Raw genomic sequence first — 25,381 nt, 5'->3', positions numbered from 1 at the left:
GTCGAAAATTACACACCCTCACAGGAGGAGGGTGTGCTTTCACGGCTAGTCGGCTTTGACAGCATGTTCGCTATGGCGATGTACCCAGTGGTAAAGCACGGGCAATACAAAAAGTGTTAGCAACGTCGATGAAATAATACCCCCTATCACTACTGTTGCCAGAGGCCGTTGTACTTCAGCACCCGTCCCAGTATTAAGGGCCATAGGGATAAAGCCGAGGCTCGCTACCAGTGCAGTCATTAATACTGGGCGCAACCGAATTAACGCACCATCAACCACTGACGCTAGAAGATCGCCTTTTTCATGCCAGAGGTCGCGAATAAAGGCCAGCATAACTAAACCATTGAGCACGGCTACTCCAGATAGTGCGATGAATCCTACACCTGCTGAAATCGACAGCGGCATATCCCGAAACCAGAGGGCAAGAACACCGCCGGTTAGCGCCAAAGGCACGCCGGTAAAAATAATCAATGCATCTCTTAGTGATCCAAATGCCATCACCAACAAACCGATAATAATTAACAGGGTGACGGGGACAACAATAGCTAGCCTCTGGCTTGCAGACTCCAACTGTTCGAAGGTGCCGCCGTAATCCAGCCAGTACCCCGGTGGTATATCGACATCACTGCCAATACGTGCTTTGACATCGGCGACGAAGCTACCGAGATCGCGTCCCCTTACATTCGCAGTGACGACTACCCGACGTTTCCCGTTTTCCCGACTGATTTGCGCTGGCCCCGGTGAAATATCTAATGTGGCGACTTCTTCTAACGGAATATAATCGCCATTGGGTAGGGGGACGGGCAAAAACGCCAGCCGGTCGATATTGCGGCGCAGTGTTTCGGGTAAGCGAACAATTAGCTCGAACCGCCGGTCTCCTTCGTACAGTAAGCCTGCCGCTTCACCACCAATGGCAGCAGATACCCAGTCTTGCAACTCCACGACGTTTAATCCGTATCGACCAAGCGCTGTGCGCTTGGGGATCACCGACAAGGTTGGCAAGCCAGTCACCTGTTCCACTCGCGCATCAGCGGCTCCAGGCACCTGATTAATCGCTTTCAGTATTTCGTTCGAGGTTAATACCAATTGATCGAGGTCATCGCCAAAGACTTTAATACCGAGATCGGCACGGACACCGGAAATCAATTCGTTAAAGCGCATTTGTATCGGCTGGGTAAACTCGTAGTTATTGCCCGGCAGCTGTTTCAGGGAGGCTTCCATTTCTTCCACTAGCTCATCCTTGGTTTTACTGGAGTCCGGCCATTCGCTGCGCGGTTTTAATATCACGAAATTATCGGCGACATTGGGTGGCATAGGGTCGGTGGCGACCTCAGCTGTTCCAATACGGGCAAAGACCTTATCCACCTCGGGGAAGGACTTGATGCGTTGTTCAAGAATTTCCTGCATGCCGACAGCCTGTTCCAGCCCTGTGCCGGGTATGCGCATGGCGTGTAGCGCAATATCCCCTTCGTTTAGTTGCGGAATAAATTCTGAACCCAAAGTGGTTGCCAGCCAGATACATCCCGCGACCAATAAAGCAGCAAAGCTAACAACTGCCCAGCGAGCCTTGAGTGCTATCAGCAATAGTGGCTTATAAACGGCTTTTGATTGGGTAATCACCACGCTTTCTTTTTCGCTGATCTTACCGCGTAAAAAGACAGCGACAGCGGCAGGCACAATAGTCAACGAGAACAGCATCGCTGAGAGTAGTGCCATAACAACCGTCGCGGCCATGGGATGAAACATTTTTCCTTCAACACCAGTGAGTGTAAAAATCGGTATATACACTACGGTGATGATGGCCACGCCAAACAAGCTGGGCCGAATGACTTCAGCGGTTGCTTCATAGACGGTATTGAGTCGCTCTCGCAACGTCTGTTGGCCGCTATTGTGTTGTGCTTGCGCTAAACGTCTCACCGAGTTTTCAACAATGATGACTGCGCCATCGACAATTAAACCAAAATCCAACGCGCCCAAACTCATCAGATTAGCCGAAACACCTGTTCTGACCATGCCCGCCATCGTTGCCAGCATGGATAGAGGAATAACAGCAGCAGTAATCAATGCTGCCCTAAAGTTACCAAGCAGGACAAACAAAACAACAATGACGAGTAACGCGCCTTCGAGCAAGTTTTTGGCAACGGTAGCGATAGCCTTGTCCACCAGTTGTGTTCGATCATATACAGGCTCGGCGATTACTCCATCGGGTAATGACTCCTGTATGGCTTCAAGCTTGCTGGCGACATCGCGCGCCACAGTGCGGGAGTTAGCACCGATTAGCATCATTGCTGTACCCAGTACGGTTTCCTTTCCGTCTTGCGTCGCAGCACCAGAGCGTAGCTCTTTGCCAATGCCAATGTCGGCCACATCTTGAATTTTTATCGGTACGCTGTCGTGCTCGGTAATGATCACATTGCCGATGTCTTCCAGGGTAGCCAATTGACCGGGAGAGCGAACCAGTAATTGCTGCCCGTTGCGCTCGATGTATCCCGCGCCGCGATTGTCATTATTGGCTTGCAGGGCATTGACCAGTTCTTCGACGCTGATGCGGTAGTACAGCAGCTTTTTGGGATCGGGCGTAACGTGGTATTGCTTGTTGAAACCGCCAATGCTGTTGACTTCGATCACACCTTTGACCTGTGCCAACTGGGGCTTGATGATCCAGTCCTGAATCTCTCGCAAGGCGGTCGCATCATAAAGCTGGCTATTCGTCATGGTAGCATCGGGTGATGCTTGCACGGTGTACATAAAGATTTCACCAAGCCCGGTTGAGATTGGCCCCATCTCTGGCTCAATGCCGGGTGGCAACACACTTTGAATCGTGCCCAACCGATTATCAATCAGGTTGCGCGCGGCATAGATGTCTGTGCCTTCCTCAAAGACGACGGTGACTTGTGAGAGACCATAACGCGATAGGGACCGGGTGTAAGCCAATTTGGGCAGCCCGTATAACGCCGTTTCTACCGGATAGGTAATGCGTTGTTCTGCTTCTAAAGGCGAATAACCGGGTGCTGCCGTGTTAATCTGTACCTGTACATTGGTAATATCAGGCACGGCATCAATCGGCAATTTTTGGTAACTCCAGACGCCGATACCGATCACAATAAATATTAAACTGAGAAATAAATAGCGCCGCTCAATGGCAAGGTGCAGTATAGAATCAATCATGGTGCGCCCCTTAGTGTTCGTGTTCGGCTTCAGATTTTTCGATATCCGCTTTGATCAGATAGCTGTTTCGGTTGACATAGCGCTGGTTTACGTTAATGCCATCCAGTACTTCAACGTAATGATCGTCGGCACGGCCAAGTATTAAGGGGGCGAAGTGGTAAGTCTCCTCCTCTTGAATAAAAACACCGGAACGTCCACCGAGCTGTTGCACAGCCTCTTTTTCAACGGCTAACGACACCTTAAATTCGTCAATTACGATACGCCCCTCCACCAGTAAACCAGGCGATAGCCCCAGCTGCCTGTTATCCAGCTGTACGCGAGCGAGCTGATAGGGTTTATTAAGGGATGGAATGATATGGCTGATCTTGCCAGCAATGGTTTTTTTATCTGAGACAATCTCGACGGCTTGCCCTGTAGAGACGTTATCCCGTTGCGCTGGGTAGATGCGCAGTTCGGCCCATAGCGTGTCAAAATCGGCGATGGAGAATAACACCTGATCCTTGGTGACTTCGCCGGTGTTGGCGTGGCGTTGTACAAGCGTCCCAGAAATGGGAGCGCGCACTGAATATTTCTTTAGGCTTTCATCGGATTCCACTTCGGCGAGTAAGTCGCCCGCTTTGACCGTATCGCCGATACTGGCCTTAACAGAGGTAATCAATCCAGAAAAACGTGCCCGCATATGACTGAGTTGTTCCGGCCCAGTTGAGAGCACGCCGTAACTGGTAATGGTTTGGTGGAGGATTTTTTCCGACGCGAAGGTTGTACTAATACCTACTTGGTCAGCCATATCGCCACTAATGCGACTGGCATTTTCTTCGTCGTCGTGAGCATCATCGTCTTCGTTAGTATCTCCATTTTTATGCTTGTGATGATGCTCATCACTTTCATCATGCTTGGCAAGGTCAGTGGTATGAGTCTCATGATCATGGTCGTGATCACCGGAGTTTTCCTGAGGAAAAGCAGGGTTTGTTACGCTGAGAGTTACTGCGATAGTCAGGTATAAATAAAGTCGTGAAATTTTCATCGTTAATTCCTGTCGCTCTTGGCAAACTGTTTATTTGCCAAAACGCTGTGTTAATAAGATAAATCGTTAGTTGCCAGTGGCTCTGCAATTAATTGCTCGATGAGTGCTTGATTGAGCTGTGCTGCAGTAGCGGCTTCAATATGTTGTTGCTTGGCAGTAAGCAGCTCTTCCTGTGCGGCAATCCAGTCTTGATAGCGATAGCGACCGTTTTCATAGGCTTGGCGTGTCAAACGCAATGCCTGCTCTAGCGCGGGTAAGACATGTGAACTGAACTGCTTCACTGCAGCCTTATTTTCTTCGCGCTGAGAATAGGCAGCGAACAAGCGGTTGTGTAACCTGAGCTGGGCATCAGCTTGCTGGTAGTCCACGGCATTGCGCTCGGCCAACGCCGAGGCGACGGCCCCACGGTTACGTTTACCACTGAACAATGGAATCGAAACACCCGCCGTTAACGCAGTGTCATCTGTTTCTTCGAAACGCCTGACACCCAACTGCCAGCCAATGTCCACGCGACTTTGTGCCTGAGCCAGTTTGACCTCAGCATCTTTTAACCGAGCCTCACTGGCAAAAATAGCAATGGCAGGGGAATGCTTGGCGCGTTGCAATAAACTGGCAAAATCATCCGAAGAGCCAAACGCAGATAGGCTGCCGCTGAGTTCAGTAAAGTGGGGATTGGTGCCCCCCCAGAAGCTGCTTAACGTAACCTTCTGGCGCTTAAAACTGCTGCGCAATGCCTGCAGTCGAATAAATGTACGAGTGAGAGCTGCTTTAGCGCGCATCACTTCCGCCTCAGGGGCAGCACCTTTAGACGCTCGCTGTTTAACGGTTTTTAGCATTTGCTCTGACAGCGCAAATGCCTCTTTTGCCAGAGCAATGTTCTCTTGGGTGGAAAGAGCGCGAATAAACGTTGTCGTTAATTCTCCGAGTACATCCAGCGTTGCCGCCTGGCGCTCAAAATTCAGGCGGTCGGCTCTGGCATCAATGACCGCAGCCCGTGATCGTGCCTTGGCTCCCAGCTCAATCACCGAAGACAGTGCAAGGGTGGTTTCCGCACTGTCAACCTCATTAAACTCCCCGCTGCCCGCTACGTTTTCGACCTCCAGCCCCAACTGAAGGGCAGGAGAAAGCGAGCTGGTTTCGCGCTGTGCTATAAGGCTTTGCTGGCGAAAACGGTATTGGTACAACTGCGGGTTGTTTTTCAGGGTGCGGGTGATGGCATCTTCCAGCGTTAGTGCTATAGAAGTGTTGATATGCCGCGACACTTGTTCGGTGTTTTGCATGGGCGATTTAGTCGAATCCGCCCAGCTCACCAGGGATAGGCTACCTAATAGTAAGACAGCAATAATGTTTCGTATTTGCATAAATCATAGTCCGATATTCCATGAATATTCGTGCACACGCGGTTGTTGCAAGCGAAGGTCACTCCGCAACAGCAGGTATGCTGATCAAGATCAGAAATGATTTATACGTTGGGCGGGGGAGTGGGTGGTGCTTGGGAAAAGTTGAGGACGTGTGGCTGGTAAAGTGCAAACTGTTGACTATTCATATCACCGCTCTGAACGGTGATATGACCGGCAATGCTGCCGGTATGACCGTGACAGCAATGTGAGCAGTGATCGTTGTCCGTGGTTGAATCAGATGAATGCGAGTCATCGCTGTCCAAGACATGCGCATATTCGTCCCCGTGGGGATGTTCACCACCAGCAATATCGACAGCGCTTTCGATACCCATAAAGAGTAGCGAAAAGATAAACAGATAGCAGATAAACGGTCTGGACATAATTTATCAGTTTACGCAGTTTTGACGGGTTCTGCACGCATCTCGCCAATCGCCAGGCGTATAACGTGAATTGCCGCACTGAAATTGAGGCTGGCTATGATCGCCGCGACGATAAGGTCGGGCCAGCGCGAAGATGTTGCAAAGACACCCGCTGCAGCGATCATTACCGCTATATTGCCAATGGCATCGTTGCGACTGCATAACCATATAGAGCGCATATTGCTGTCACCTGTGCGATAGCGGTACAGCAATACCGCAACAGCAACATTGACTGCCAGTGCGAGTATAGCCACTGCTCCCATGACCGAAGCTTCAGGCGTACTGCCGATCAATGCGCGATAAATGGCATTGCCAATCACCCAAAGGCCAAAAGCAGCCATGGTCGCACCTTTGAATAAAGAGGCACGGGCGCGCAGATGCAGAGCCATCCCCAAGACAAATAGGCTAATTGCATAGTTAGCCGCATCACCAAAAAAATCCAACGCATCGGCTTGCAGAGAGATCGAATCGCCAATCTGACTGGCGGTGATCTCAACGAAAAACATCGCTGCATTCGAAATAAGTGCAACCCATAATACGCGGCGAAATACCGGGTCAATGGTATTGCTTGCCGCTGCTGTGTCAGACGGACAGTTTGTACACCCTGGCATTAGTCGTCCCCCTCAGCTTGATCGGGTTCCCCGATATGAGCCACCATATCTTCAATCACACATTGAATATGCTCGTCAGCCGCGACGTAGAAAACCTTTTTTCCACGCCGTTCTGAACGGACGACTCGGGCAGCTCGCAGCAGGCGCAGATGATGGCTAACCAGTGATTGTGAAAGTTCCAGCTTCTCGGCGATGTCTGATACGCTTATTGGTTCATGCAAACTGGCCAGAATAATACGCAGCCTGCTGGTATCCCCCATCAGGCGGAACAAATCAGCCAATTGCGATACCGCTTCTTCTGTACCTAACGTGCTAAGGGGGCGTCTTTCGGGTTTCACAATAACATCCAAACAAATGAATATGTGTTCATATGTTTGCACGATATGTCTGTCTAGTCAAGCTCAATTTAACCATAGCGTCGGAATAATCTTTCTTAGTTCTCGTTTGTGCCTTCGCCCTTGAATCTTACTTTTGGTGCTGAAAGCTTTTCTGTCGTGCTACTGCTGAGGCTGGGTAACCATGTAGTCACTAATTCGACAAATTCAGAGGAAGCACTGTGCCTACATTACGGATTCAAGCTGTACTCATGGTATGCACCCTGAGTTTCGCGACAGGGTCAAAAGCGGATACCAATGATCTGCCTAAAACCATTATTGCCATTACGTCCGATCAACGATCAGTTCAGCCCATAGACTGGAATAGTCTTGGGTATCCTGGGTACCAAGCCGAACTATCAATTCTTAATCTCGATAGTGTTCAGTCTATCGAAGTACGATTGGGTAAAGGATTACCTAATGAAGAAAAGCGTGCTCGCGCTGTTATTGAGGAGAGGGTAGCCGAAATTGGCCGTGCTCAACTGGACGCGCAGTTACGTGAGGCGTATCTCCCTCTGGGCACGATGATGGCATATGGTCTTGATCGTTACCCAGTCATCATTTTTGATCAGCAGGCGGTGATTTATGGGGTAACAGATTTAGCCAAGGCAATCGATCAATACCGTCATTGGAGAGAAAATCAACACGGAGTGACTGTCAATGAATAGAGTCTTTCAAGTTATGGTTCTATTCTTGCTGTTACAGGGATACAAGGGGTATGCCTTTGAAGCGGAACCGACGACGATAACGACTGCGGATATTGTTGGCGCAATCACATTGGATCGTTCCTGCCTGAACTATTGCATTACTGGCGTCTGTGTCTGGCTGCGTTGCAGTATTTATGAATGTTCTATTGAGACCAGTATCCGAGTCGCACACTATAACCCCGATTTGGTGGTGAGTGTTTACGACGAACCCGGTACAAATCCTTGGCAAGAAATGGAGTCGCTATTTGGCTCGTTAGATTCGGGAATAGTCAGTGGGATCGTCAGCACCTTTCACGGTGCCTTTGTGGGGGGAGGACATCGAACTGAAGGCGGGAATCCAGCAACTGATCAGAGTCTGCGATTCAAAGAAGTGACCGCGATTGGTCACCCGTTCTCCTCAGTTTCTGACTTTATCGGCAACACAGGGTATTACTGCCCTTCCGAAGCCGAGTCTTTCAATCCCTATCTGCTTTCTTCTCTGGATTCACTGACTTGGCGTCTTGGTTTACCCGAGATGTTGTACTTGCAAAACCTGCTACCTGGTCGGCGTGTCGTAGGCGCTGGCATCCAGCAACAATGGGGGCCGGTTTGGCCGCGCACAGGATTTATCAATCAGAAGGATGATGCCAAAGCGGCTGCGGTTGTCGCCCAGCGAGCTGGCAACATCGTTACTCAAACTCGTCAACCTCATGTCTATAACGCGCTAAATGGTAATGGCTATAACCGAACCTGGTTGCCGGGTGAATTGGTTGAGAACGATCCGGGTACGGGGGTATGGCAAATGCTGGCTCCAAAAGTTGATGAGCAGTGTTATGCCTTTGGTGAAAACGATGTACTGAGTACTTCGTGGTCCCAAGGGCGTCATTCTGAAGATAACCGATACGCCTTTACCTTGTGGCGACCCTACGAATGCTGTGAAGCAAAAGGCGCTTATTTATTCACTGTTCCGGTGAGGATTTGTTTATGACTGCGGAACATACAGATATGCGGTTTTGTCGCTGGTTAGTGATCCTGATTGTTGGTTTTTTAACTTGTCATCCGCTAATTGCTGCAGAAGCGCCAAGCGATGATAGCCTGTTCTACTACAAGATCGGTGGTGGGCGTGATATCGCTATTCCACCCAGCCTAAATATCACTACGATTGATCTATCACTGAGTGGACAGGCCTCTGCGCTCAGTTGCAGTGGTTTTGATCCAATGGTGGCTATCGAAAGTTCACTGGACAATTTGCGAAATGGTGTCGATAACGCGGTCAATGCCATCGAATTGGCAGCAACAGCCGCGATAGCAAACTTACCGGGTTATATCCTTCAAAAGGCGAATCCAGGTCTGTATGACCTGTTTCAAAATGCATTACTGCGAGCCATCGAATCCTTTTCGCTGGCCACCAAAAGCTGTGAGCGTATTCAATACGAGATTGCCAATAACACTAACCCTTTTGATGAATGGGTTACGGTCAGTTGGGGCGATTCCTGGAAGCGTTCAGTAGGTATCGGTGGAGCTAATATCCACGATGCGGTCGATGATGCTGAAGATGCGCCTAATGAAGGGATTGAATGGGTGGGTGGACTGAGGGCAGGTGGGGTTAACCAACCTCCCATTCGCGTGCTATCAGATGTTGCCAAAGCCGGTTTGAATATATTGTCACAACGGCCTCCCGAAACAGGTAGTAACCTGCCGAATAGTGCGCCTCTTGCTCAGCATTTCGCTGGCCCTAACGCCGTTGATCAGTGGATTAATAATGTATTAGGCGAGATCGAGGTAGGTCTTTGCGATAGCTGTACCAAAGGGACACGGCCTGGCAAAGGGTTGATTCCCTATATCGAAGAGACCACTGAAGATATTGTGCAGTTGCTAGTGGATATTGTTTCAGGTTCAACGCAGCCTACACGGGCAAACCTGGAGCAAGTCGAAGCGCCGGGTATTGCGGTGACGTTGCAAGTTATTCTGGCGATCCGCAATCAGTCTCCCGACGAAATATCCATTGTCATTAATAAGCTCGGCCAGGAAATTGCTGAAGCGAGGGTCATGGAGGAGGCCATGATTATTCGCCGCTTGCTATTGGCTGGTCGGAAAGAGGGCTATGTTGCAGCGAATGAGATTGCACAACAAGAAGTGATTCAGGCGCTGGATGAGCTGGAAAGCGAAATCAGTAATGTGATTTTCGAGAAAGATGCCCGCGATAAATTTGTTACTTCGACCGTTGTAGAGCTGTTGCTACGGGACAATGCGATCCGGCAGTCGTCTGTCAATACGCCAGCCTCGGTTCCGACTGACTCTCGCCCTTTGAAAAATGGCGGTGTAGAACAATGAAATTTGTGCCTTTAAAGAGCCAGTGTTTGCTCTGGGGATATACCTCTGCTGCATTGCTATTACTGTTTATCATGGGAGTCGCGGTCAGTCTCTGGGTGAGTTCACAGTCTCCTCAGGCGATGGACTCGCTGGTGGCGAACTTGCCGTTGGGTTGGTGGCGGGCTTCTATTTATAGTCTGCTGGTGATGTTTTGGCCTCAGCTGGTTTGCCATCTTACCCGTTATCGTCGGAATAACTCTTCATACTCTGCAAGCCGCCGCCCATTAGTAGTTTTGATCATCTTTTATGAGTGTTTGATTGTTCAAAATCCTTTAGCGTATTTGTTGGACTGGATGGCCTAACGGTATGGCTGTTGATAGTACGTTAGAACTATACACCACATTATTTGGCTGGCTATTTTATAACAGTATTTGGGATGTGCTGGTGGCAACCGGTATCGTGTTTCTGCCGTTTTTGGGTATTCTTCTCGATACCATTATTCGTTCGTATGCGGGGGAAGATGCCGAGGAAGCGGGCAATACCACACTACGTATTGTCGAGGTAGAGTTTTTCGTCGCCTTCTTTGTGATACTGATTGCAGCGGTACCAGCAACACCGTTGAATGCTGTCGATCTGTCGTTTACTCCACGCGCAGTCATTGGAACGCCCGCACAACCCGTGGCGACGGTCAATAACTCACGCACTACCTATGGTGGAGGCATTTCGTTTAATGCTGCGCCGGTGACGGTGAATGTGCCCGTGTTTTGGTATGCGGTGATGAGCTTTAGTTCTGGCTTTAACCGCGCGGTGATGGAAGATGTGCCGCCCACTTTGGATTTTAGAGGCTATGTGGATGAATTGCGCGATGCGTCCATTCAAGACCCCAATTTGCAGCATGAGATTAACGATTTCTTTAGAGATTGCTTTATTGAAGCACGATCAAAATACCTGGCCGAACGTCCCGATAGTACCGCAATTACCGCGTTGCTGAATCGTTATGGTGATAGTGATCCCGACTGGATCGGTTCGCATGTGTATCAGGAAATTCCGGGATATTACGATAGCATCCGTGCTGATACCGTCAGGGAAGGGTACCCTTGGTCGGCACTCAGGGACGTAGAGTGGGATGCGTCTAATAACCCTGTTTATGGGAAGCCATTCTGTACAGAATGGTGGCAAGGTATTCAGCAATCGATTCTCAATGAGCTGGGTGATCTCGATTTACTCTCTGCTGCCGCTGAACCGGGGTGGGACCCTGCACCACGTCGTGATGCAGTTATTCAGATTGCGTTGATCAACTCTCCACCGCGCTGGACTACAAGAGGATATGACTTCGCCTACGGCAATTTAGTTGATTTTAGTGTTGGGGAGCCAGGGGTGATGGTGTCTGTACAAAATGCAGCGCAACAAGGCCTGGCTGCTTACGGCCTTGGAAAGACCAGTGTGTCTTTTGCGGCTTATCTGCGCGTGTTTCTTGAAGCGGCTCCGATGGTGCAAGCCCTGATTCTGATGGGACTCTACGCGTTACTGCCGTTCTTCATATTGATCAGTCGCTACAAGTTTTCATTGTTGATTATTGGCGCATTGATCTTGTTTACAGTGAAGTTCTGGACAGTGTTGTGGTTCTTTGCCTGGTGGGTGGATCAAAATTTGATTCAGGCGTTTTACCCAGATCCTGGCAGCGTAACCACACTGTTTAGTACCGACCTCACGCTTAAACGGATCATTTTAAACTTTCTCACTGGCGGGCTGTATTTGGTGTTGCCATTACTGTTATCCGTTTACCTTGGATTGGCAGGTATTCGAGCTGCCTCCCAGCTCGATGGTGCTACCCAGGCGATCACCCGTGGCACCGCTGGGGCGGGTCGAATTAATCCACGTTTAGCCGGTCGCTTGAAAGGCAAGAAAGCAACAGGGAAATGATCCGATCATGAATAACCTAACACATACCAACAGTGGCTATTGCTGTCTCAATAGCAACCTACATGCCCGGATCAACGCTTCGGTGTGGCATGCAGTAATTTCTACGGAAATGCTGAATGGTCTGTTTGTTCACTCACCCAACCGGGGAGCTTGTTGCCCCATTGGGTCAGCGGCTCTTTTTATCACATCAACTCATTGAATCAGGAGCACTGCTATGAGTAAACCAACTGAAAATGCAACAACTTCTTCTGCTACTGCAGAAAACAACCGGTACTTCAACGAGTATGCCAATGGCATTGGTTATCTAAACAGTATTCGTGAATTCGGTGCTGAAGGAAAACCTCAACGCTATGCAGCTCAAGTATCGGTTATCCAGGGGCCAGCGGATAATGTGCATTATGAATATCATGATCTCGTTATCTCGTCTGAAACCGTACTCGGTGTGGTATTAGAACACCGGGAAGCTATCGAAGCCGAAGATGCCAATGTGCTGATTCGCTTTAATATGGCTAACCCTCGTGCCAAGGCATTCATCTATAAACAAGGTGAACGTGCTGGTGAATTGGGGGCTGCGATAGGTGGCTTCTTGACGCGTATACACTCCATGAAAATTAACGGTGAGCTGGTCTATGAAGACCAACGCACTTTTGATGATCATGAGAATACGTCTCAAGTCGCAAATGGATAACACGCCACCAGGGCAGTATTGATCTAGCGATAAATACTGTCCGTTACATCCTTATGGGAACCACCGTTCCCATAAGGACCCGGTGTGTTCCCTATTTTCATGGGAGCACATCATGAAAGACGTTAAACCTTCGAGTGAAATGTATTCCTCCGAAACAACATTCGAGCAGGAAAACCAACTGATTGCTGAAGCCAAAAATCTGCTATATGCACGATTAAAAACTCGTGACCAAGTGTTTAGTTCGCCGCATGAAGTACGAGACTATCTACGCTTACAGTTAGCCGATCAGCAGCGAGAAATATTTAGCTGTCTGTTTGTTGATAGCCAACACCGACTGATTGAGTATCGGGAAATGTTTGCAGGCACTATTGATGGCTGTAGTGTTTATCCCCGTGAAGTGGTTAAGGCCGCTTTACAGGTGAATGCCGCTGCAGTGATCTTTGCTCACAATCATCCGTCCGGAGTGGCAGAACCCAGTCAGAGTGATAGAAATATCACCCAGCGACTGAAGGAGGTTTTGACACTTATGGATATCCGGGTGCTGGATCACTTTATAGTGGGTGATGAAGTAGTGGAATCGTTTGCTGAGCGGGGATTGCTTTAGTTGATCAAAACCAATGCCCGTAGAACTTAGGTTTTACGGGCATTTTCTATAGATTGTTGTCGTAAAGGCCGTCTGCGCGTTTTACCGGGTCAATCTCACCAGTTCGGTGGTTGTAATGAATGATGTTATCGGTAGGGGCGTGATCATTTTCGTCATCGCCGCCATCGATTAGATCAATTAAAAACAGCAGGGTGCGCCAGCATAGGCTGAGTGTGCCGGTAATTAGTGCTGCTATGAACAGATAAGATGTTTTAAGCCATTTCATCAGATTAGTCCCCTTTTGCAGGACGCTTAAAAATACAAGTAAGTTTCGCACTGCCTTTGGCGCAATTTACGAGTTCCCAGTGCTGCTGACCTAGCTTATTCAGTGCTTGGGTTAGCGCGCCATCATTGCCCAACAAGGGGTATGTTTTTACCAGGTATTCCCAGGATTGTTCCGCGTTAGCCGTGCTGGGCAAGAGCAATATTGCTATTAGATAGGAAATACGGAAAGAGTTACTTGTAAACATCCATTGTTCTCCTTGAAGGTTGGAGTCCATTTAGGGATAAATGATTATACCGTATCTGGGGAAGGAGAAGAGGTATTCAGGCGACATTCATGATGGTCAGGTGTCAATATGTTCGCGTAAAGCGCTCCAGATTAGGTGAAGATCCAGGTTGGTTTCGTCGGCTATTTTGAGAAAACGCTCACGCTCCTCCAGTTGTTTATGGTGCTGCCAAGTCTTCCAGACCAGATGATCGGTTTCCTCGCTGCACAATGGAGGTCTTCCGCTGCCTGCTCCTCGAATATTAAGGATGTTGCGACGACGAGAAAACTCAGACGCATGCATACCAAATAATCGGCGCATTAGAATCAATGGTGCGCCATGAAAAAGGTACGTATCTTCTAATTCGCGCTCTTCGCGCATGTCTTCCAGCTCTTTAAGTTGCCTCTTCAGCGCTTTTTCGTCTAGGCCAATGTTGAGAAAGTAGCGAGCACGGTTAATAAGTGATTTTTGTTCTGTAAGATTAAGCCTGGACATTGCGGTGAGTAATTCATCGGAGAGCTTATGAGTCTCAAAATGAATAGATTGAAGAGATTCAAGGGATAACATCAATGTCTTCGCTGCAGAGCGGCACATTTTATCTTCAAAGTTGGCCATAAATCGTAACTCCATCGTTCCCTGACGGTAGGTCAGTCCATGTTGTTCGGTAGCAATTCCATACTATTGACAACGAAGAAAAATAACGTTGAGAAACTTTTCATAATTAGAAGAAAGTTTATGCAAAACAAGGTGTTAACACCTAGGTTTAAAGGCATTGGTTTTAATGAATAGTAAGCGGATATTGTTATGAACACGGGGAGTATGAAGGGCGTGATTTCATTAGATACGAAGTCGATTCTCAAAAAGTTTTATCTTTCGAGGAAAGGAAGAATATGGATTAGAACAAACGCGAATAGGATTATGGTGGCCTTGTCCAATGCATGATATACGGGCTTTAGATGCGCCTAATTCAGATTGTTAAATACACTTTTTGCTTTGTTAGCATGATTCTAACGAGCTTGTTTGCTCTTTCTTTGTCGGGCGTGTCACCCAGTGATGTCATGATCGGTAACGGGCTAAGTAAAAGTCTACTGGCAGCGGGTTTGTTTATCCTGGTCGGGTGTTGTATCGATTTCGGCAAATATTTGTTTTGGTCAGAAAGGCAGCGCAGTCATTATTATGGTGTTATGGCTTTGGTCCTTACTGGATTCTCGTTGCTGGCCAGTTGCGCATTTTTCCTTTCTGCAGAGTTTTCTGCAATCAACAACTCTCGATTGGTGTCTGTGGAATATAGGGCGCTGCAAGAGCGAATGAGTGCGGTTAGGCAGGAGATAGATCACCATGAGCGTTTGCTGGAAAAGCGCCTAAATAGTGAGTATCACCGACAATGGGTTGAAGGGGAAAAAAACGCAGAGAGAATACGTGAGCTAAAAAGTTCGCTGATAGGCTTGATGGAGCGATCTTCGAGTGCTGGCAAGGATACGGCGATGAATGAGGTGCCAATTACACGCTTCTTTTCAATCCTGGGACGGCTTTTTGGTGTAAGTACAGAAACGATCAGAAATTTGGGCTATGGATTACTGGCATTGTTATTAGAAGTTATTACGCTGGGAGCGATTAGCCTTGCAAATTCCATGCGGCACGATGTTTTATGGGATGATAAAGAAACGGATGATGCTATCAAGCCAGAAGTGTCCATCGATGATTCTGAGCAGCGACGGAAAATAGTCAATCTTTCTAACGATATTATTCGAGGTCAGGTACAGCCAGTCATTCGGAGGATCAAAGCAGCACAATATGAACTCGATATCGATGAGATCAGACAGGTGCTGATAAACCTGTATATGGCAGGGCTGATAGAGAAAGATGCGCGTAACAGTTACAAGTTATGTGACACAGACTAGCATGAAAGGACGAGGGGTGTTTAAAATATGACCAATTATGCTTTGGAATTTATTTAATAAAAACAGCCGGTTAAGGTTGTTTTGAGGGGCCTGTATCTTGTAAGTAGCCGCAACGAGTCCTTGCAGAATCGAAGGAATTGAACTAATCTGCCTGCGTTGTGCTCTATGTACCTGAGACTTAAATTGACCGGCTTCTTTCAGTAAACCGAATTATGCGGACAGCAAAATACAGACATTTAATCGTAGCGCTACTGATGATGACTTTCATCGGTCAGGCAGTGGCGTCTACGAGTGTATCTTGCCAAAGTCCGTCTGCTCCAATGCAGGCCCATGAACAGATGATGGATTCCGGCGTGATGGATCATTCTCAGCATATGGGTTCAGATACGGTCTCGTTGGATGGAATGGCTACCGCTGACTGCTGCCCTGATTGTGATTGCAGCTTGGGTGGGTGTTCCTCAGTGGCATTGCCTGCATACCAGTCTACTTTTTCTTCTAGCCTGAAGTCGCTAACCGGTCACTATGACGAGTCGGCTGATCTTCAGTTAGCTGTTTCTCTCTTTCGTCCCCCTATTGCCCGCTAATACAGGGTAAGTGCGCCTGAAATTCGGCGCTGTTTACTCGTTTGTTGTTGGCGGGAGTCTCAGAACTCCCAAATAGAAAGTCTGAAAAGACCTTATGCTCTGTGGGAGTTAGCATGAAATGGGTTGTTAGAAGTATTGGGTGGATAGTCGCTACCACTTTGCTACTGTCGAGTGTTGTTGCCTATTCCGATAAGGCAAGTTTAACCACTGTGTCGAGTTCAGTTTCCGATGAAGCGATCTCGCTGGATGTCTATAAAAGTCGAACTTGTGGATGCTGCAAAAAGTGGGTTTCACATATCGAAGAATTCGGCTTTGAATCCGAAGTGCATCACCCAACAAATTTGAACGAGATAAAATCTGATAAAGGTATAGCGCCGCGTTATCAGTCCTGCCATACCGCTGTCACAAATGATGGCTATGTGTTTGAAGGGCATATCCCTGGCTCCGTCATCCAGCGTTTTCTCGCCGCTCCCCCTGAAGATGCCATTGGATTAGCAGTACCCGGTATGCCGGTGGGTAGTCCGGGTATGGAAGTGGGAGATCGCTTTGACCCCTATGACGTTTTGTTGCTGAAAAAAGATGGCAGCTCTGAAGTTTATCAGCATATCAGCGGGCTATCGGCTGGAAAGTGAACAGTGGGAGTAAGCTATGAAAGAAAAGCAACTAATCTTGAACTATCCGATATTTTGATGAAGTTATGAGGATTTACCTATGAAGAAAACACAGATTGCAATTTATGTTTTATTAGCCGGTTTTTTTGCCGCCGGATTTGTCTATGCTCACGACCCGTCTCTGCATAAAGAAAAGATGGAAAAGCCAAAATGCGAGGCAATGAAAAATATGGATCACTCAAAGATGGATGCGAATGATCCGGTCATGCTGGCGATGATGAAAAAATGTAAGAGCGCAATGCATGACGATGAACATCATGCAGGGCATTCGGAGCATAAGACCGGCGATAAGAGCGAGCCCAATCAGATGAATCAACATAAGGATGGGCATAACCATTAACTTAACTGGTAGGGCGGCAGGCACAGCTGCTTCCCGCTACTGGTTTTATTGAATGGCTGTTGATGTCATTAGGAAGATAAAATGAGCATGGTTAAATCCCTTGTCCTTATTGTGGCCGTTGTTTTGGTGGGAGGTGTGGGCTATCTGTACTCAGGGGCCTATCCTATGGGCGCTGACGTTCCTCACAACAAGCTTACTTATTGGTTACTGGAAACCCTGCGTGAGCAATCCATCAAGAAAGCTTCAGGAAGTGTCAGTGTTCCTCCACTGGATGATCCTGGATTGCTTCTCTCTGGTGGCGCTGACTATAACGATATGTGTGTTTCTTGCCACCTGAAGCCTGGAAAGGAGCAAAGCGATATGAGTATTGGTTTGTATCCGAAACCACCAAATCTGAGCAAGACCTCAATAGAGCATGGACATGATCATCCTGATCAAACAGATGCCGAGCAAACCGCTCGACGTCAGTTCTGGATTATCAAACACGGTATTAAAGCCTCAGGTATGCCTGCGTGGGGGCCAACACATGATGATGATCGTATTTGGGCGATGGTTGCGTTCCTGCAGAAACTGCCTGAATTAAACCCGGAACAATATCAAATTATCACAGCACGAGACGAACCTAATACTTCATCTCATCATTAACTAAAGCGAGAAAATAATGAAATACTTGGTAACTACAATGTGCATGCTGTTTATATCTATGACGGTTTATGCCCACAATGGCGAAGACCCTGCGAGAGATTTGGAGAAAAAGAGATCTTATATACTCCAGTACCAAAAAGATTTCCAGGTGGCTTCCAGCAAAACGGAAAAGATAAAGAGTATCAAAAGGCAGGTGTCTACATTAAGAAGTACTGTGTTACTGCTCAGAAACTCGTTGGCTAAGGAGAATAGCTCAGTCCGTGCTAGTTTAAGTAAGCATGATCTCGACTATTTGGCTGCAATGAAAAACAGTCTGAGAGATATGCAGGAGTTGCTTGATCAACTAGAGGAGACTGTGGAGGGGTAGTTGACAACTTCCTCTGACTATTTAGGGTTTAAGGTGTTTCTTTTGGGCAGACCTATACCCTATGAAGGAAACCCATGTATACAACATTTGATTTAGGTCAACTATTGATGTCAGCAATAATAATATGCTGTAAATGAGATAGTTTAAGAGTGTGTCTATGATTCGTTTGATTGGTATAGCATTAGTGATTTGGGGGTTGATCGTTCAGCCTCTAATGGCTGCTATGCCTGCGCAAATGACGGATGATAGTTCCCATTCGGCTGAAATGGTGGATTCTGGTGTCATGGCCCACCCCATGGGGCATCATGGTGATCAAGGTGCAGAAGAGCAATCGAAAGCTCCTTGCCATGAAAAGACTGCCGACTCTGCTTCCTCTGAGTCCTGTGACGATTGCGATATGGATTGCATGGATGGAATATGTACCTCATCTTGCGTAGTGAGTGGAGTCGCAGCATTCCAAAAGTCATCAGTTAATCTCGACCTACTCAGCAGCTCTCTTGTAGCTGCTTCCGCTGGAGCACGTGCCTACGGGCTCCCTTCCCGTATTTTTCATCCTCCAAAACACGCCTAATTTCCGAAAGGCGTCACTGCGCCTGTTATTTCGGAATTTCCAAACATTGACCTATTGACCTAGGTGTTACACCCAGGTTGTACGATCAATTCCTAGGCCGGGTGCGTCTAACTTCAGCGCTCCGACAGTAACTGGAAAGTATTTGCGAAACCAATAGCTGATTGCGAATACACGTCAGGATGAAAGGTGTTATGAAAACGGTAACTGAAATCGCCAGACGATTTAATGTGAGTGCTGACACTATTCGGCACTACACAAAGCTGGGTTTGCTATCTCCGGAAAGGGATACAGCCAACGGCTATCGACGCTATGGAATACAGCAAGAACGTCGACTGCGCTTTCTATTGTCGGCCAAAAGACTGGGTTTCACCCTGAAAGATATTCGGGCAATCCTGGATATGGCGGCGTCCGGTGATACCCCTTGCCCGTTGGTTCGAAAACTCATCGACCGGCGACTGGAGGCCATTCGTGAAGAGATGCGCGACGCGCAGAAACTGATGGCTCGTATGGAATGCGCATCCAGTGATTGGCGCGAATTACCTGACCGCGCTCCTTCAGGGGAGAGTATTTGTCACCTTATCGAAACTTGGGATAGCGCCAATCACTTGACAGAAAAATACAGCGGTAATCATATCCAGGAGTCAAAGTCATGAATCGCAATACAAATGGTCCAGATGCTTCAGTCCGTTCCGCTGACACCCCAATAGAAGTCCAAGGTTCGAAAGAGTCATTTGAGCTGAAGCTATAAAAAGTAACGGGGGAATGGGTAAGGCTGGTGGTGTAACAGGTCAAGCGAATTTGGTTGTACCTGGAATGGGCAGTGATCACTGCGCGGGCCTGGTGAAGCAATCACTCATGAGGTTAGAAGGGGTAATTTTGGTTGAAAGCAATATCGCCCTTCATCGAGTATCGGTGCGCTTTGATACCGAACAATTAGAGCTAACAGATTTGCAAAGTGCTGTGGAGAGAGGTGGATATGAAGTTGACTCTATAAAAAGAGAAAACGTTGCGCAACTTACGCTCACTGTTCCCGGTATGGGTAGCGATCACTGCGCTGGTTTGATTGACACCTCTATTCGAAGGTTGTCAGGTATTTATGCAATTACAGCCAATATCGGCACGCATAAAGTGGTGGTTGATTACGACCGTCAAACATCCAGCGCCGATCTCATAGAACAGGCGGTGATAAAAGCTGGATACGACGTTACTTCTGTACATAAAGGTTCAGTATCAACCTCCGCTGAAGATGACTCGGAAGAACGCTACCTCAAGGAGGCCTGGCAGAGGCTGTGGTTTGCGGCAATACCTACCACCTTGATCATGTTACTGATGATTCCCCAGATGTTTTGGCAGCCGATTCCCGGCTATTTGTTGATCGTGGCGTTATTGGCGTTTCCCGCCGTATTTTTGCGGGGTGGTATGGCGACGCACCGCTCGGCCTGGCGATCTCTAACCAATCGAACGGCGAACATGGATGTGCTCATTTCCATGGGCAGCTTACCGCCGTATCTGATAGGTCTGATTGGTTTTTTCTATCCAATGACATCTTTTATCGAGATGGCCTCCACGATAATGACTTTTCATCTACTAGGAAAATATCTGGAAACCCGAGCTAAGGGGCGGGCTTCGCAGGCGATCAAGCGTTTATTAACACTCGGGGCTAAAACGGCTACGGTTTTGCGCGCCGGTAAGGAAGAGGAAGTGCCGATTGCTGAGCTACAGGTGGGTGATTTGATGTTGGTGCGTCCAGGCGGAAAGATCCCCACCGATGGGGAGATAGTCGACGGTGTAAGTCATGTGGATGAGTCCATAGCAACTGGAGAATCTGTTCCGGTTGAGAAAACAATTGGTGACAATGTCATAGGCGCTACCATCAACAAGGAAGGACTACTAAAAGTTCGGGCTACCCGGGTTGGGGGCGATACCTTTCTTGCCCAGGTTATTCGCCTCGTTGAAGAGGCTCAGGGTTCAAAAGTACCTATCCAGGAATTTGCCGACAGGGTAACCGCTCGATTTGTGCCAGGGGTTATTGTCATCGCACTGGCGAGTTTCGTCATGTGGCTACTGATGGCTGAAACCCTACGTCCGGTCTTGCTTTGGGGAGCCAATATTCTGCCCTGGGTAGACCCTACGCTTTCTCCATTGATGGCTGCAATCTTGGCTGCCGTAGCAGTACTCGTAATCGCCTGCCCGTGCGCGCTGGGACTGGCGACGCCTACGGCCATTATGGTGGGTTCCGGGATGGGGGCTGAACGGGGTGTGTTGATTCGCTCCGGCGAAGCCATTCAGACATTCAAGGATATCAAGATGGTCGTCCTGGATAAAACGGGGACCATTACCGAGGGCAAGCCCGCGCTAACGAATGTCCTTGCCACTGAAGGTTTTGAAGAAAACGAAGTACTTATGTCGGCGGCGTCTGTGGAGGCAGGCTCGGAGCACCCGCTTGCGCAAGCCATTGTCGCGGGCGCCGACTCTCGGGACTTAAATGTTCCGGACGTAAAGCAATTCAAATCTCTCACCGCCCGGGGTGTCGAAGGTGTGGTGGACGGTCGGCAGGTTCATGTTGGTAGCCGCCGCTTGCTGATGGAACTACAAATTGAACTTGGAGAAGAGCTGGATACGGCCCTGACTCGGCTGGAGAGCGAAGGCAAGACTGCCATGCTTGTGGCAATCGAGGGTCGTGCTGCGGGACTTGTCGCTGTAGCTGATACGGTCAAAGCGGATTCCAAGTCGGCGATTGCGGCGCTGCACAGAATGGGCATACAGGTGGCGATGGTCACTGGCGATAACGAGCGCACGGCTCGGCATGTTGCTGACTTGGTGGGTATCGACGAGGTGCTGGCTGGAGTCTTGCCGGAAGGTAAAGTCGATGCCATTCGGCAGTTACAGGCAGAGCACGGGGATCGGGTGGCCATGGTCGGTGATGGTATCAATGATGCACCGGCGTTAAAACAGGCCAATGTGGGTATCGCCATCGGCGCGGGTGCTGATGTTGCCATTGAAGCAGCGGATGTCACCCTGGTACAGGGTGAGCTGAGCAAGCTGGTGGAGGCCATTCGGCTGTCTAAAGCCACCTTCCGCAAGATTCTCGAAAATCTCTTTTGGGCCTGGATCTACAATCTGGCTGCCATTCCCATTGCTGCTCTCGGGTTATTACACCCCATGGTGGGTGTTGTGGCTATGACAACGAGTTCCCTGACGGTAATCGGCAATTCACTACTTTTGAAACGCGCTCAACTGGAGGTGGAAAAATGAAACTGAACGCAAACAAATTTGCACTGGCGGCGGCCATCAGTTTTGCCGCGCTATGGGTGCTGTGTACGTTACTTGTGGCTTTACTCCCCAGCCAGGCGATGCATGTGTCGGGAGCCATGTTGCACAGCGATATGATGACCTGGCAGTGGGATATGCGTTGGTCTGGATTGTTGATCGGGCTGGTTGCCTGGTCGATAACGGCGGGGGTCACCGCATGGCTGATTGCAACCATTTACAACCGTTTGATCGCCGGAGGCCGAAATGGGTAAGAGTAATAAATCCTTTTGGATGACTCCGCAGGGGTTGGTTGCCTTACTGTTTATCTCTTTTCCAACCTATTTGCTGTTTATCGAACATCGAGAGCATATTTTTCAATTCTTGCCCTATTTGATCCTGCTTTTATGTCCTCTGATGCACATTTTTATGCACGGTGGGCACGGGCATCATCACTCGACAGATCATGATAGCTCGCATGATTCATTCAAGGAGGAGACAAACAAAAATGAGGCCTACCGCGATGGTTATATTGAAGGCTTGAAAGCGGGTCGTGAAGAGCGAACCGATAAGGAGAAAGACAATGCACGGTGAGTCAGCGTACGGCTTATGGACCCTCGTCATATTAAATTCAGCCATCTTTATTTTCTTCGCTTTCAGTTTTACCAAGCCGAAGACGGAACGTGACTGGCGGAGTCTGGGGGCTTTTTCCGCCTTTATCGTCGCTTTGTTCACTGAAATGTATGGCTTTCCGCTCACTATTTACTTCTTGTCTGGCTGGTTGGCTGAGAAATACCCTGGTGTTGATTTCCTGGCTCATGAAAACGGTCACTTGTTGCATACGATCCTTGGTTTTGAGGGCAACGCTCATTTTGACCCATTGCATATCGCCAGCAATGTACTGATCGTGCTGGGGTTCTTCCTATTAGCGTCTGCCTGGAGCGTTTTACACAAGGCGCAGCAGGCCGGTGTATTAGCTACATCCGGATGGTACGCGCGTATGCGACATCCACAATACGTCGCCTTTGTCCTGATTATGTTTGGATTTTTGTTGCAATGGCCAACCATTCCTACGTTGGTCATGTTTCCCATTTTACTGTTGGTGTACCTCCGTCTTTCAAAAGCGGAGGAGCGCCAGGCCATTGAGCAATTTGGTGATCAATATATTCAATACAGAAATAGCACTCCGGCGTTTATTCCCCACTTTGGCCGGGTTTCAGTGGAACAACATTAAACGAGTAGCTTGAGAGGTAAATGCCTATGAGATCAGAACGAAATATCCGATGTGTACAAACAAACTACTAAATGATTAGCGGAGAATAACCATGAAACTCTTATTAACAGCTCTAATATCAATTGCGCTTGGTCTGTCTTCAATGGCGATGGCTAACGAATCTGATTCGCCTGAACAGGAACCTGTAGCGAAGCAAGTCGAACAGCAGAAAAAGTTCAAACATGACCACCGCAAGCACAAAGGGCTGCCATCTGCAGGTGAATCGGCTGCGACAGACAACGATGAAGCCGCTGAGAAACCGAAAAAGAAGAAAGTGCATAACCACAAGAAAGTGCACAAATAGTAGTTTATTCGATAGTTGTTTAAGCCGAGCAGTTTAGCCCCTACCTAGTCATTCACCGTATCAGTTTAATGGCTAGGTGGGGATGGGAAAACAAAGGAGAGAGTTATGGATAGTAAGCAGCAACACAAAGTCGGTGTGAACGAAGACTCTCTGATGGTACGTCATTTGAAATTGGAAGGCCCTGTGCTTGAACACCATCAGTTAATCGCTCAAGAAATTGAAAAGCTATTGGGCGTAGATGCAGTCTCTGTAGATCCATCAGAAAGTTTACTCAAGGTGGCCTATGACGCAACGAAACGAGAGCTGAATGAGATTGAAGAAATTATTAGGAAGCATGAATGCGATATTGCTGATGATTGGTGGACACATTTTAAAGAAGGTTATTACAAGTTTGTCGATCAGAACGTGAAAGATAACGCCAGCCATGAACCTTGGAGTTGTCACAAGCGACCACCCGGTAGGTAGTTCCAATATCACAACGGAGACAAGTTATGAAAACAAATAAACTAGCGAGCACTATTATGTTCACTGTCACCGCTTTCAGTGTTTCAGCAGCGGCGCTAGCTGAGCCCTCTGTTGAAGAGCTAGCTGAACGCTTAGAGCGCATGCAGCAGGAAATGGATCAGCTAAGGCAGCAGCTTAAGAAGAGTGCTACTAAAGAAGAGGTTCAGGTTATCAAGAAGGATGTTGCGAAAGCTGGAGAGCGGTTACAAGCTGACAATCTAGTCCACATAACTGGCTATGCTGATGTCGGGTATACGGATTCAGAATCTGAGGATGGTAGTTTCAATGTTGGTACTTTCGCTCCCATCTTTCACTTTCAGTACCGCGATTTGGTGATGTTGGAATCGGAACTTGAGTTTACTGTAGGCGATGATGGTAAGACTGAAACGAACCTTGAATACCTGACCATCGACTGGTTTATCAATGACTATATGGTCTTAGTGGGCGGAAAATTCTTAAGCCCAATTGGTCAATTTCGACAAAATTTTCATCCCTCCTGGATCAATAAACTACCCTCGGCACCACCTGGGTTTGGCCATGATGGTGCGGCTCCGGTTTCAGATGTGGGTTTGCAGTTGCGGGGTGGATTTCCTATTGGAGCTGTTAGGGCTAACTACGCTGTTTATCTCAGCAATGGACCGGAATTAATTGCCGAATTCGAAGATGGTGAATTTGAACTGGATGGTGTGGAGGCTGAGGGATTCGGTTCTGACGGCGATGGTGAAAAGGTTATGGGCGGCCGCCTGGGTATTATTCCCTTCGCTGGTTTTGAACTGGGCCTGTCAGCGGCGAGTGGTAAAGCAACGGTGACTTCCATTGAGGATGGCGATAGTAGTGTACTAAACGGTGAAGGTGAACGTGATTATGATGTGATCGGAGCAGATTTTAACTGGCAATACAAAGCGTTCAATTTACGCGGCGAATATGTCGAAACGGAAGTTGGCGCTGATACCGGTAGCGGTACTGCCGCATCAGAAGGTGCGACATGGGAGACCTGGTATACCCAGGGAGCCTATCGATTCCCTCAATCCAAATGGGAATTGGTAGCCCGCTATACAGATTTCGATTCGCCTCATAACAGCCAAGACCAACAGCAGTGGTCCATAGGGGCCAATTACCTCTTTACCAATAGCTTTATCGGAAAGCTAGCTTACGAATTCAACGATGGGCAGACCGGTAGCGACGCTAATCAGGATGCACTCTTGCTCCAAATGGCTTATGGCTTCTAATTGAGG

General features: G+C 48.3%; 29 protein-coding genes. 21 read left to right on the top strand and 8 right to left on the bottom strand.

The genetic code is table 11. The features are described 5' to 3' along the window. Positions 1–45: 45 nt before the first annotated feature. From HBA55_RS09205 to HBA55_RS09180, 6 genes are all read right to left on the bottom strand, one after another. Complete coding sequence (locus HBA55_RS09205) at positions 46–3,168, bottom strand: efflux RND transporter permease subunit (protein ID WP_166989726.1); 3,123 nt, start codon at positions 3,166–3,168, stop codon at positions 46–48. Between the two features lie 10 nt (positions 3,169–3,178). Next, positions 3,179–4,192, bottom strand: coding sequence for an efflux RND transporter periplasmic adaptor subunit (locus HBA55_RS09200; protein ID WP_166989724.1), 1,014 nt, complete (start codon positions 4,190–4,192; stop codon positions 3,179–3,181). 50 nt (positions 4,193–4,242) lie between these two features. Then, positions 4,243–5,472 (bottom strand): TolC family protein, encoded by a 1,230-nt coding sequence (locus HBA55_RS09195; protein ID WP_240945987.1) that lies wholly within the window; start codon positions 5,470–5,472, stop codon positions 4,243–4,245. Positions 5,473–5,654: 182 nt separating this feature from the next. Beyond that, positions 5,655–5,972 carry a hypothetical protein gene (locus tag HBA55_RS09190; RefSeq protein ID WP_166989720.1) on the bottom strand — a complete coding sequence of 106 codons (318 nt, stop codon included), beginning with the start codon at positions 5,970–5,972 and terminating at the stop codon, positions 5,655–5,657. Between the two features lie 11 nt (positions 5,973–5,983). Continuing rightward, positions 5,984–6,622 carry a cation efflux transmembrane domain-containing protein gene (locus HBA55_RS09185; protein WP_166989718.1) on the bottom strand — a complete coding sequence of 213 codons (639 nt, stop codon included), beginning with the start codon at positions 6,620–6,622 and terminating at the stop codon, positions 5,984–5,986. Beyond that, positions 6,622–6,960, bottom strand: a complete 339-nt coding sequence (locus tag HBA55_RS09180; protein ID WP_338109383.1) for an ArsR/SmtB family transcription factor — start codon at positions 6,958–6,960, stop codon at positions 6,622–6,624. The genes HBA55_RS09185 and HBA55_RS09180 overlap by 1 nt, the downstream gene beginning before the upstream one ends. Before the next feature lie 218 nt (positions 6,961–7,178). Here HBA55_RS09180 and HBA55_RS09175 point away from each other — a divergent pair, with 218 nt between their 5' ends. The 7 genes from HBA55_RS09175 to radC all read left to right on the top strand — a co-directional run bounded on the left by HBA55_RS09175 (position 7,179) and on the right by radC (position 13,210). Continuing rightward, a complete protein-coding gene (locus HBA55_RS09175) occupies positions 7,179–7,664 on the top strand; it encodes a TIGR03757 family integrating conjugative element protein (RefSeq protein ID WP_166989716.1) in 486 nt (161 codons plus the stop codon). After that, on the top strand, positions 7,657–8,670 hold the full coding sequence (locus HBA55_RS09170) for a TIGR03756 family integrating conjugative element protein (RefSeq protein ID WP_166989714.1): 1,014 nt from the start codon (positions 7,657–7,659) through the stop codon (positions 8,668–8,670). The genes HBA55_RS09175 and HBA55_RS09170 overlap by 8 nt, the downstream gene beginning before the upstream one ends. After that, entirely contained in the window at positions 8,667–10,016 is a 1,350-nt protein-coding gene (locus tag HBA55_RS09165; RefSeq protein WP_166989712.1) for an integrating conjugative element protein, read from the top strand. The genes HBA55_RS09170 and HBA55_RS09165 overlap by 4 nt, the downstream gene beginning before the upstream one ends. Then, positions 10,013–10,357 carry a hypothetical protein gene (locus tag HBA55_RS09160; protein WP_166989710.1) on the top strand — a complete coding sequence of 115 codons (345 nt, stop codon included), beginning with the start codon at positions 10,013–10,015 and terminating at the stop codon, positions 10,355–10,357. Before HBA55_RS09165 ends, HBA55_RS09160 begins: the two co-directional genes overlap by 4 nt. Before the next feature lie 4 nt (positions 10,358–10,361). Further along, positions 10,362–11,918 carry a conjugal transfer protein TraG N-terminal domain-containing protein gene (locus HBA55_RS09155; RefSeq protein ID WP_166989708.1) on the top strand — a complete coding sequence of 519 codons (1,557 nt, stop codon included), beginning with the start codon at positions 10,362–10,364 and terminating at the stop codon, positions 11,916–11,918. Between the two features lie 214 nt (positions 11,919–12,132). Beyond that, positions 12,133–12,606 carry a DUF3577 domain-containing protein gene (locus tag HBA55_RS09150; RefSeq protein ID WP_166989706.1) on the top strand — a complete coding sequence of 158 codons (474 nt, stop codon included), beginning with the start codon at positions 12,133–12,135 and terminating at the stop codon, positions 12,604–12,606. A gap of 112 nt (positions 12,607–12,718) precedes the next feature. Then, positions 12,719–13,210 (top strand): RadC family protein, encoded by a 492-nt coding sequence (gene radC / locus HBA55_RS09145; RefSeq protein ID WP_166989704.1) that lies wholly within the window; start codon positions 12,719–12,721, stop codon positions 13,208–13,210. 46 nt (positions 13,211–13,256) lie between these two features. On the opposite strand, the gene HBA55_RS09140 is transcribed toward radC, so the two are convergent. Beyond that, entirely contained in the window at positions 13,257–13,475 is a 219-nt protein-coding gene (locus HBA55_RS09140) for a hypothetical protein (protein WP_166989702.1), read from the bottom strand. Positions 13,476–13,815: 340 nt separating this feature from the next. Then, positions 13,816–14,352 carry an STY4526/YPO1902 family pathogenicity island replication protein gene (locus tag HBA55_RS09135; protein WP_206019685.1) on the bottom strand — a complete coding sequence of 179 codons (537 nt, stop codon included), beginning with the start codon at positions 14,350–14,352 and terminating at the stop codon, positions 13,816–13,818. A gap of 443 nt (positions 14,353–14,795) precedes the next feature. Here HBA55_RS09135 and HBA55_RS09130 point away from each other — a divergent pair, with 443 nt between their 5' ends. The 14 genes from HBA55_RS09130 (at position 14,796) to HBA55_RS09065 (ending at position 25,375) form a co-directional block, all read left to right on the top strand. Beyond that, positions 14,796–15,638 carry a hypothetical protein gene (locus HBA55_RS09130; protein WP_166989698.1) on the top strand — a complete coding sequence of 281 codons (843 nt, stop codon included), beginning with the start codon at positions 14,796–14,798 and terminating at the stop codon, positions 15,636–15,638. 697 nt (positions 15,639–16,335) lie between these two features. Then, the gene (locus HBA55_RS09125) at positions 16,336–16,854 is read left to right on the top strand and encodes a DUF411 domain-containing protein (RefSeq protein ID WP_166989696.1); all 519 of its coding nucleotides are present in this window, start codon (positions 16,336–16,338) and stop codon (positions 16,852–16,854) included. Between the two features lie 79 nt (positions 16,855–16,933). Continuing rightward, on the top strand, positions 16,934–17,233 hold the full coding sequence (locus HBA55_RS37205) for a hypothetical protein (protein WP_206019684.1): 300 nt from the start codon (positions 16,934–16,936) through the stop codon (positions 17,231–17,233). Positions 17,234–17,314: 81 nt separating this feature from the next. Further along, on the top strand, positions 17,315–17,878 hold the full coding sequence (locus tag HBA55_RS09115) for a c-type cytochrome (protein ID WP_166989694.1): 564 nt from the start codon (positions 17,315–17,317) through the stop codon (positions 17,876–17,878). A gap of 16 nt (positions 17,879–17,894) precedes the next feature. Next, positions 17,895–18,245 carry a hypothetical protein gene (locus HBA55_RS09110; protein WP_166989692.1) on the top strand — a complete coding sequence of 117 codons (351 nt, stop codon included), beginning with the start codon at positions 17,895–17,897 and terminating at the stop codon, positions 18,243–18,245. Positions 18,246–18,402: 157 nt separating this feature from the next. Beyond that, positions 18,403–18,816: a hypothetical protein gene (locus HBA55_RS09105; RefSeq protein ID WP_166989689.1), complete on the top strand. Its 414-nt coding sequence runs from the start codon at positions 18,403–18,405 to the stop codon at positions 18,814–18,816. A 191-nt stretch (positions 18,817–19,007) separates the two neighbouring features. Further along, positions 19,008–19,469, top strand: coding sequence for a MerR family transcriptional regulator (locus HBA55_RS09100; protein WP_166989687.1), 462 nt, complete (start codon positions 19,008–19,010; stop codon positions 19,467–19,469). A 109-nt stretch (positions 19,470–19,578) separates the two neighbouring features. Beyond that, the gene (locus HBA55_RS09095) at positions 19,579–22,071 is read left to right on the top strand and encodes a heavy metal translocating P-type ATPase (protein WP_166989685.1); all 2,493 of its coding nucleotides are present in this window, start codon (positions 19,579–19,581) and stop codon (positions 22,069–22,071) included. Then, on the top strand, positions 22,068–22,340 hold the full coding sequence (locus HBA55_RS09090) for a DUF5676 family membrane protein (protein WP_166989683.1): 273 nt from the start codon (positions 22,068–22,070) through the stop codon (positions 22,338–22,340). Before HBA55_RS09095 ends, HBA55_RS09090 begins: the two co-directional genes overlap by 4 nt. Then, positions 22,333–22,659, top strand: coding sequence for a DUF2933 domain-containing protein (locus HBA55_RS09085; RefSeq protein WP_166989681.1), 327 nt, complete (start codon positions 22,333–22,335; stop codon positions 22,657–22,659). The genes HBA55_RS09090 and HBA55_RS09085 overlap by 8 nt, the downstream gene beginning before the upstream one ends. Next, the gene (locus HBA55_RS09080; protein WP_166989679.1) at positions 22,649–23,299 is read left to right on the top strand and encodes a methyltransferase family protein; all 651 of its coding nucleotides are present in this window, start codon (positions 22,649–22,651) and stop codon (positions 23,297–23,299) included. The genes HBA55_RS09085 and HBA55_RS09080 overlap by 11 nt, the downstream gene beginning before the upstream one ends. Before the next feature lie 91 nt (positions 23,300–23,390). Beyond that, positions 23,391–23,642, top strand: coding sequence for a hypothetical protein (locus tag HBA55_RS09075; protein ID WP_166989677.1), 252 nt, complete (start codon positions 23,391–23,393; stop codon positions 23,640–23,642). Between the two features lie 105 nt (positions 23,643–23,747). Further along, positions 23,748–24,107, top strand: a complete 360-nt coding sequence (locus HBA55_RS09070; protein ID WP_166989675.1) for a heavy-metal-associated domain-containing protein — start codon at positions 23,748–23,750, stop codon at positions 24,105–24,107. A 26-nt stretch (positions 24,108–24,133) separates the two neighbouring features. Continuing rightward, positions 24,134–25,375 carry a porin family protein gene (locus tag HBA55_RS09065; RefSeq protein WP_166989673.1) on the top strand — a complete coding sequence of 414 codons (1,242 nt, stop codon included), beginning with the start codon at positions 24,134–24,136 and terminating at the stop codon, positions 25,373–25,375. The last annotated feature ends 6 nt before the right edge of the window (positions 25,376–25,381 follow it).

Source organism: Pseudomaricurvus alkylphenolicus (assembly GCF_011683955.1).
GTDB classification, from domain to species: domain Bacteria; phylum Pseudomonadota; class Gammaproteobacteria; order Pseudomonadales; family Cellvibrionaceae; genus Pseudomaricurvus; species Pseudomaricurvus alkylphenolicus.
Note: the sequence above shows the minus strand (reverse complement) of the source record. Positions and strands in the feature narration are given on the sequence as shown.

Coding starts and splice junctions, on each gene's coding strand:
- HBA55_RS09185 (WP_166989718.1), bottom strand. CDS start 6,622: ATGCCAGGGTGTACAAACTGTCCGTCTGACACAGCAGCGGCAAGCAAT.
- HBA55_RS09065 (WP_166989673.1), top strand. CDS start 24,134: ATGAAAACAAATAAACTAGCGAGCACTATTATGTTCACTGTCACCGCT.
- HBA55_RS09105 (WP_166989689.1), top strand. CDS start 18,403: ATGATTCGTTTGATTGGTATAGCATTAGTGATTTGGGGGTTGATCGTT.
- HBA55_RS09160 (WP_166989710.1), top strand. CDS start 10,013: ATGAAATTTGTGCCTTTAAAGAGCCAGTGTTTGCTCTGGGGATATACC.
- HBA55_RS09130 (WP_166989698.1), top strand. CDS start 14,796: ATGATCGGTAACGGGCTAAGTAAAAGTCTACTGGCAGCGGGTTTGTTT.
- radC (WP_166989704.1), top strand. CDS start 12,719: ATGAAAGACGTTAAACCTTCGAGTGAAATGTATTCCTCCGAAACAACA.
- HBA55_RS37205 (WP_206019684.1), top strand. CDS start 16,934: ATGAAGAAAACACAGATTGCAATTTATGTTTTATTAGCCGGTTTTTTT.
- HBA55_RS09140 (WP_166989702.1), bottom strand. CDS start 13,475: ATGAAATGGCTTAAAACATCTTATCTGTTCATAGCAGCACTAATTACC.
- HBA55_RS09115 (WP_166989694.1), top strand. CDS start 17,315: ATGAGCATGGTTAAATCCCTTGTCCTTATTGTGGCCGTTGTTTTGGTG.
- HBA55_RS09110 (WP_166989692.1), top strand. CDS start 17,895: ATGAAATACTTGGTAACTACAATGTGCATGCTGTTTATATCTATGACG.
- HBA55_RS09170 (WP_166989714.1), top strand. CDS start 7,657: ATGAATAGAGTCTTTCAAGTTATGGTTCTATTCTTGCTGTTACAGGGA.
- HBA55_RS09200 (WP_166989724.1), bottom strand. CDS start 4,192: ATGAAAATTTCACGACTTTATTTATACCTGACTATCGCAGTAACTCTC.
- HBA55_RS09205 (WP_166989726.1), bottom strand. CDS start 3,168: ATGATTGATTCTATACTGCACCTTGCCATTGAGCGGCGCTATTTATTT.
- HBA55_RS09135 (WP_206019685.1), bottom strand. CDS start 14,352: ATGGCCAACTTTGAAGATAAAATGTGCCGCTCTGCAGCGAAGACATTG.
- HBA55_RS09195 (WP_240945987.1), bottom strand. CDS start 5,472: ATGCAAAACACCGAACAAGTGTCGCGGCATATCAACACTTCTATAGCA.
- HBA55_RS09090 (WP_166989683.1), top strand. CDS start 22,068: ATGAAACTGAACGCAAACAAATTTGCACTGGCGGCGGCCATCAGTTTT.
- HBA55_RS09125 (WP_166989696.1), top strand. CDS start 16,336: ATGAAATGGGTTGTTAGAAGTATTGGGTGGATAGTCGCTACCACTTTG.
- HBA55_RS09165 (WP_166989712.1), top strand. CDS start 8,667: ATGACTGCGGAACATACAGATATGCGGTTTTGTCGCTGGTTAGTGATC.
- HBA55_RS09085 (WP_166989681.1), top strand. CDS start 22,333: ATGGGTAAGAGTAATAAATCCTTTTGGATGACTCCGCAGGGGTTGGTT.
- HBA55_RS09150 (WP_166989706.1), top strand. CDS start 12,133: ATGAGTAAACCAACTGAAAATGCAACAACTTCTTCTGCTACTGCAGAA.
- HBA55_RS09080 (WP_166989679.1), top strand. CDS start 22,649: ATGCACGGTGAGTCAGCGTACGGCTTATGGACCCTCGTCATATTAAAT.
- HBA55_RS09190 (WP_166989720.1), bottom strand. CDS start 5,972: ATGTCCAGACCGTTTATCTGCTATCTGTTTATCTTTTCGCTACTCTTT.
- HBA55_RS09070 (WP_166989675.1), top strand. CDS start 23,748: ATGGATAGTAAGCAGCAACACAAAGTCGGTGTGAACGAAGACTCTCTG.
- HBA55_RS09095 (WP_166989685.1), top strand. CDS start 19,579: ATGGGTAAGGCTGGTGGTGTAACAGGTCAAGCGAATTTGGTTGTACCT.
- HBA55_RS09075 (WP_166989677.1), top strand. CDS start 23,391: ATGAAACTCTTATTAACAGCTCTAATATCAATTGCGCTTGGTCTGTCT.
- HBA55_RS09155 (WP_166989708.1), top strand. CDS start 10,362: ATGGCTGTTGATAGTACGTTAGAACTATACACCACATTATTTGGCTGG.
- HBA55_RS09100 (WP_166989687.1), top strand. CDS start 19,008: ATGAAAACGGTAACTGAAATCGCCAGACGATTTAATGTGAGTGCTGAC.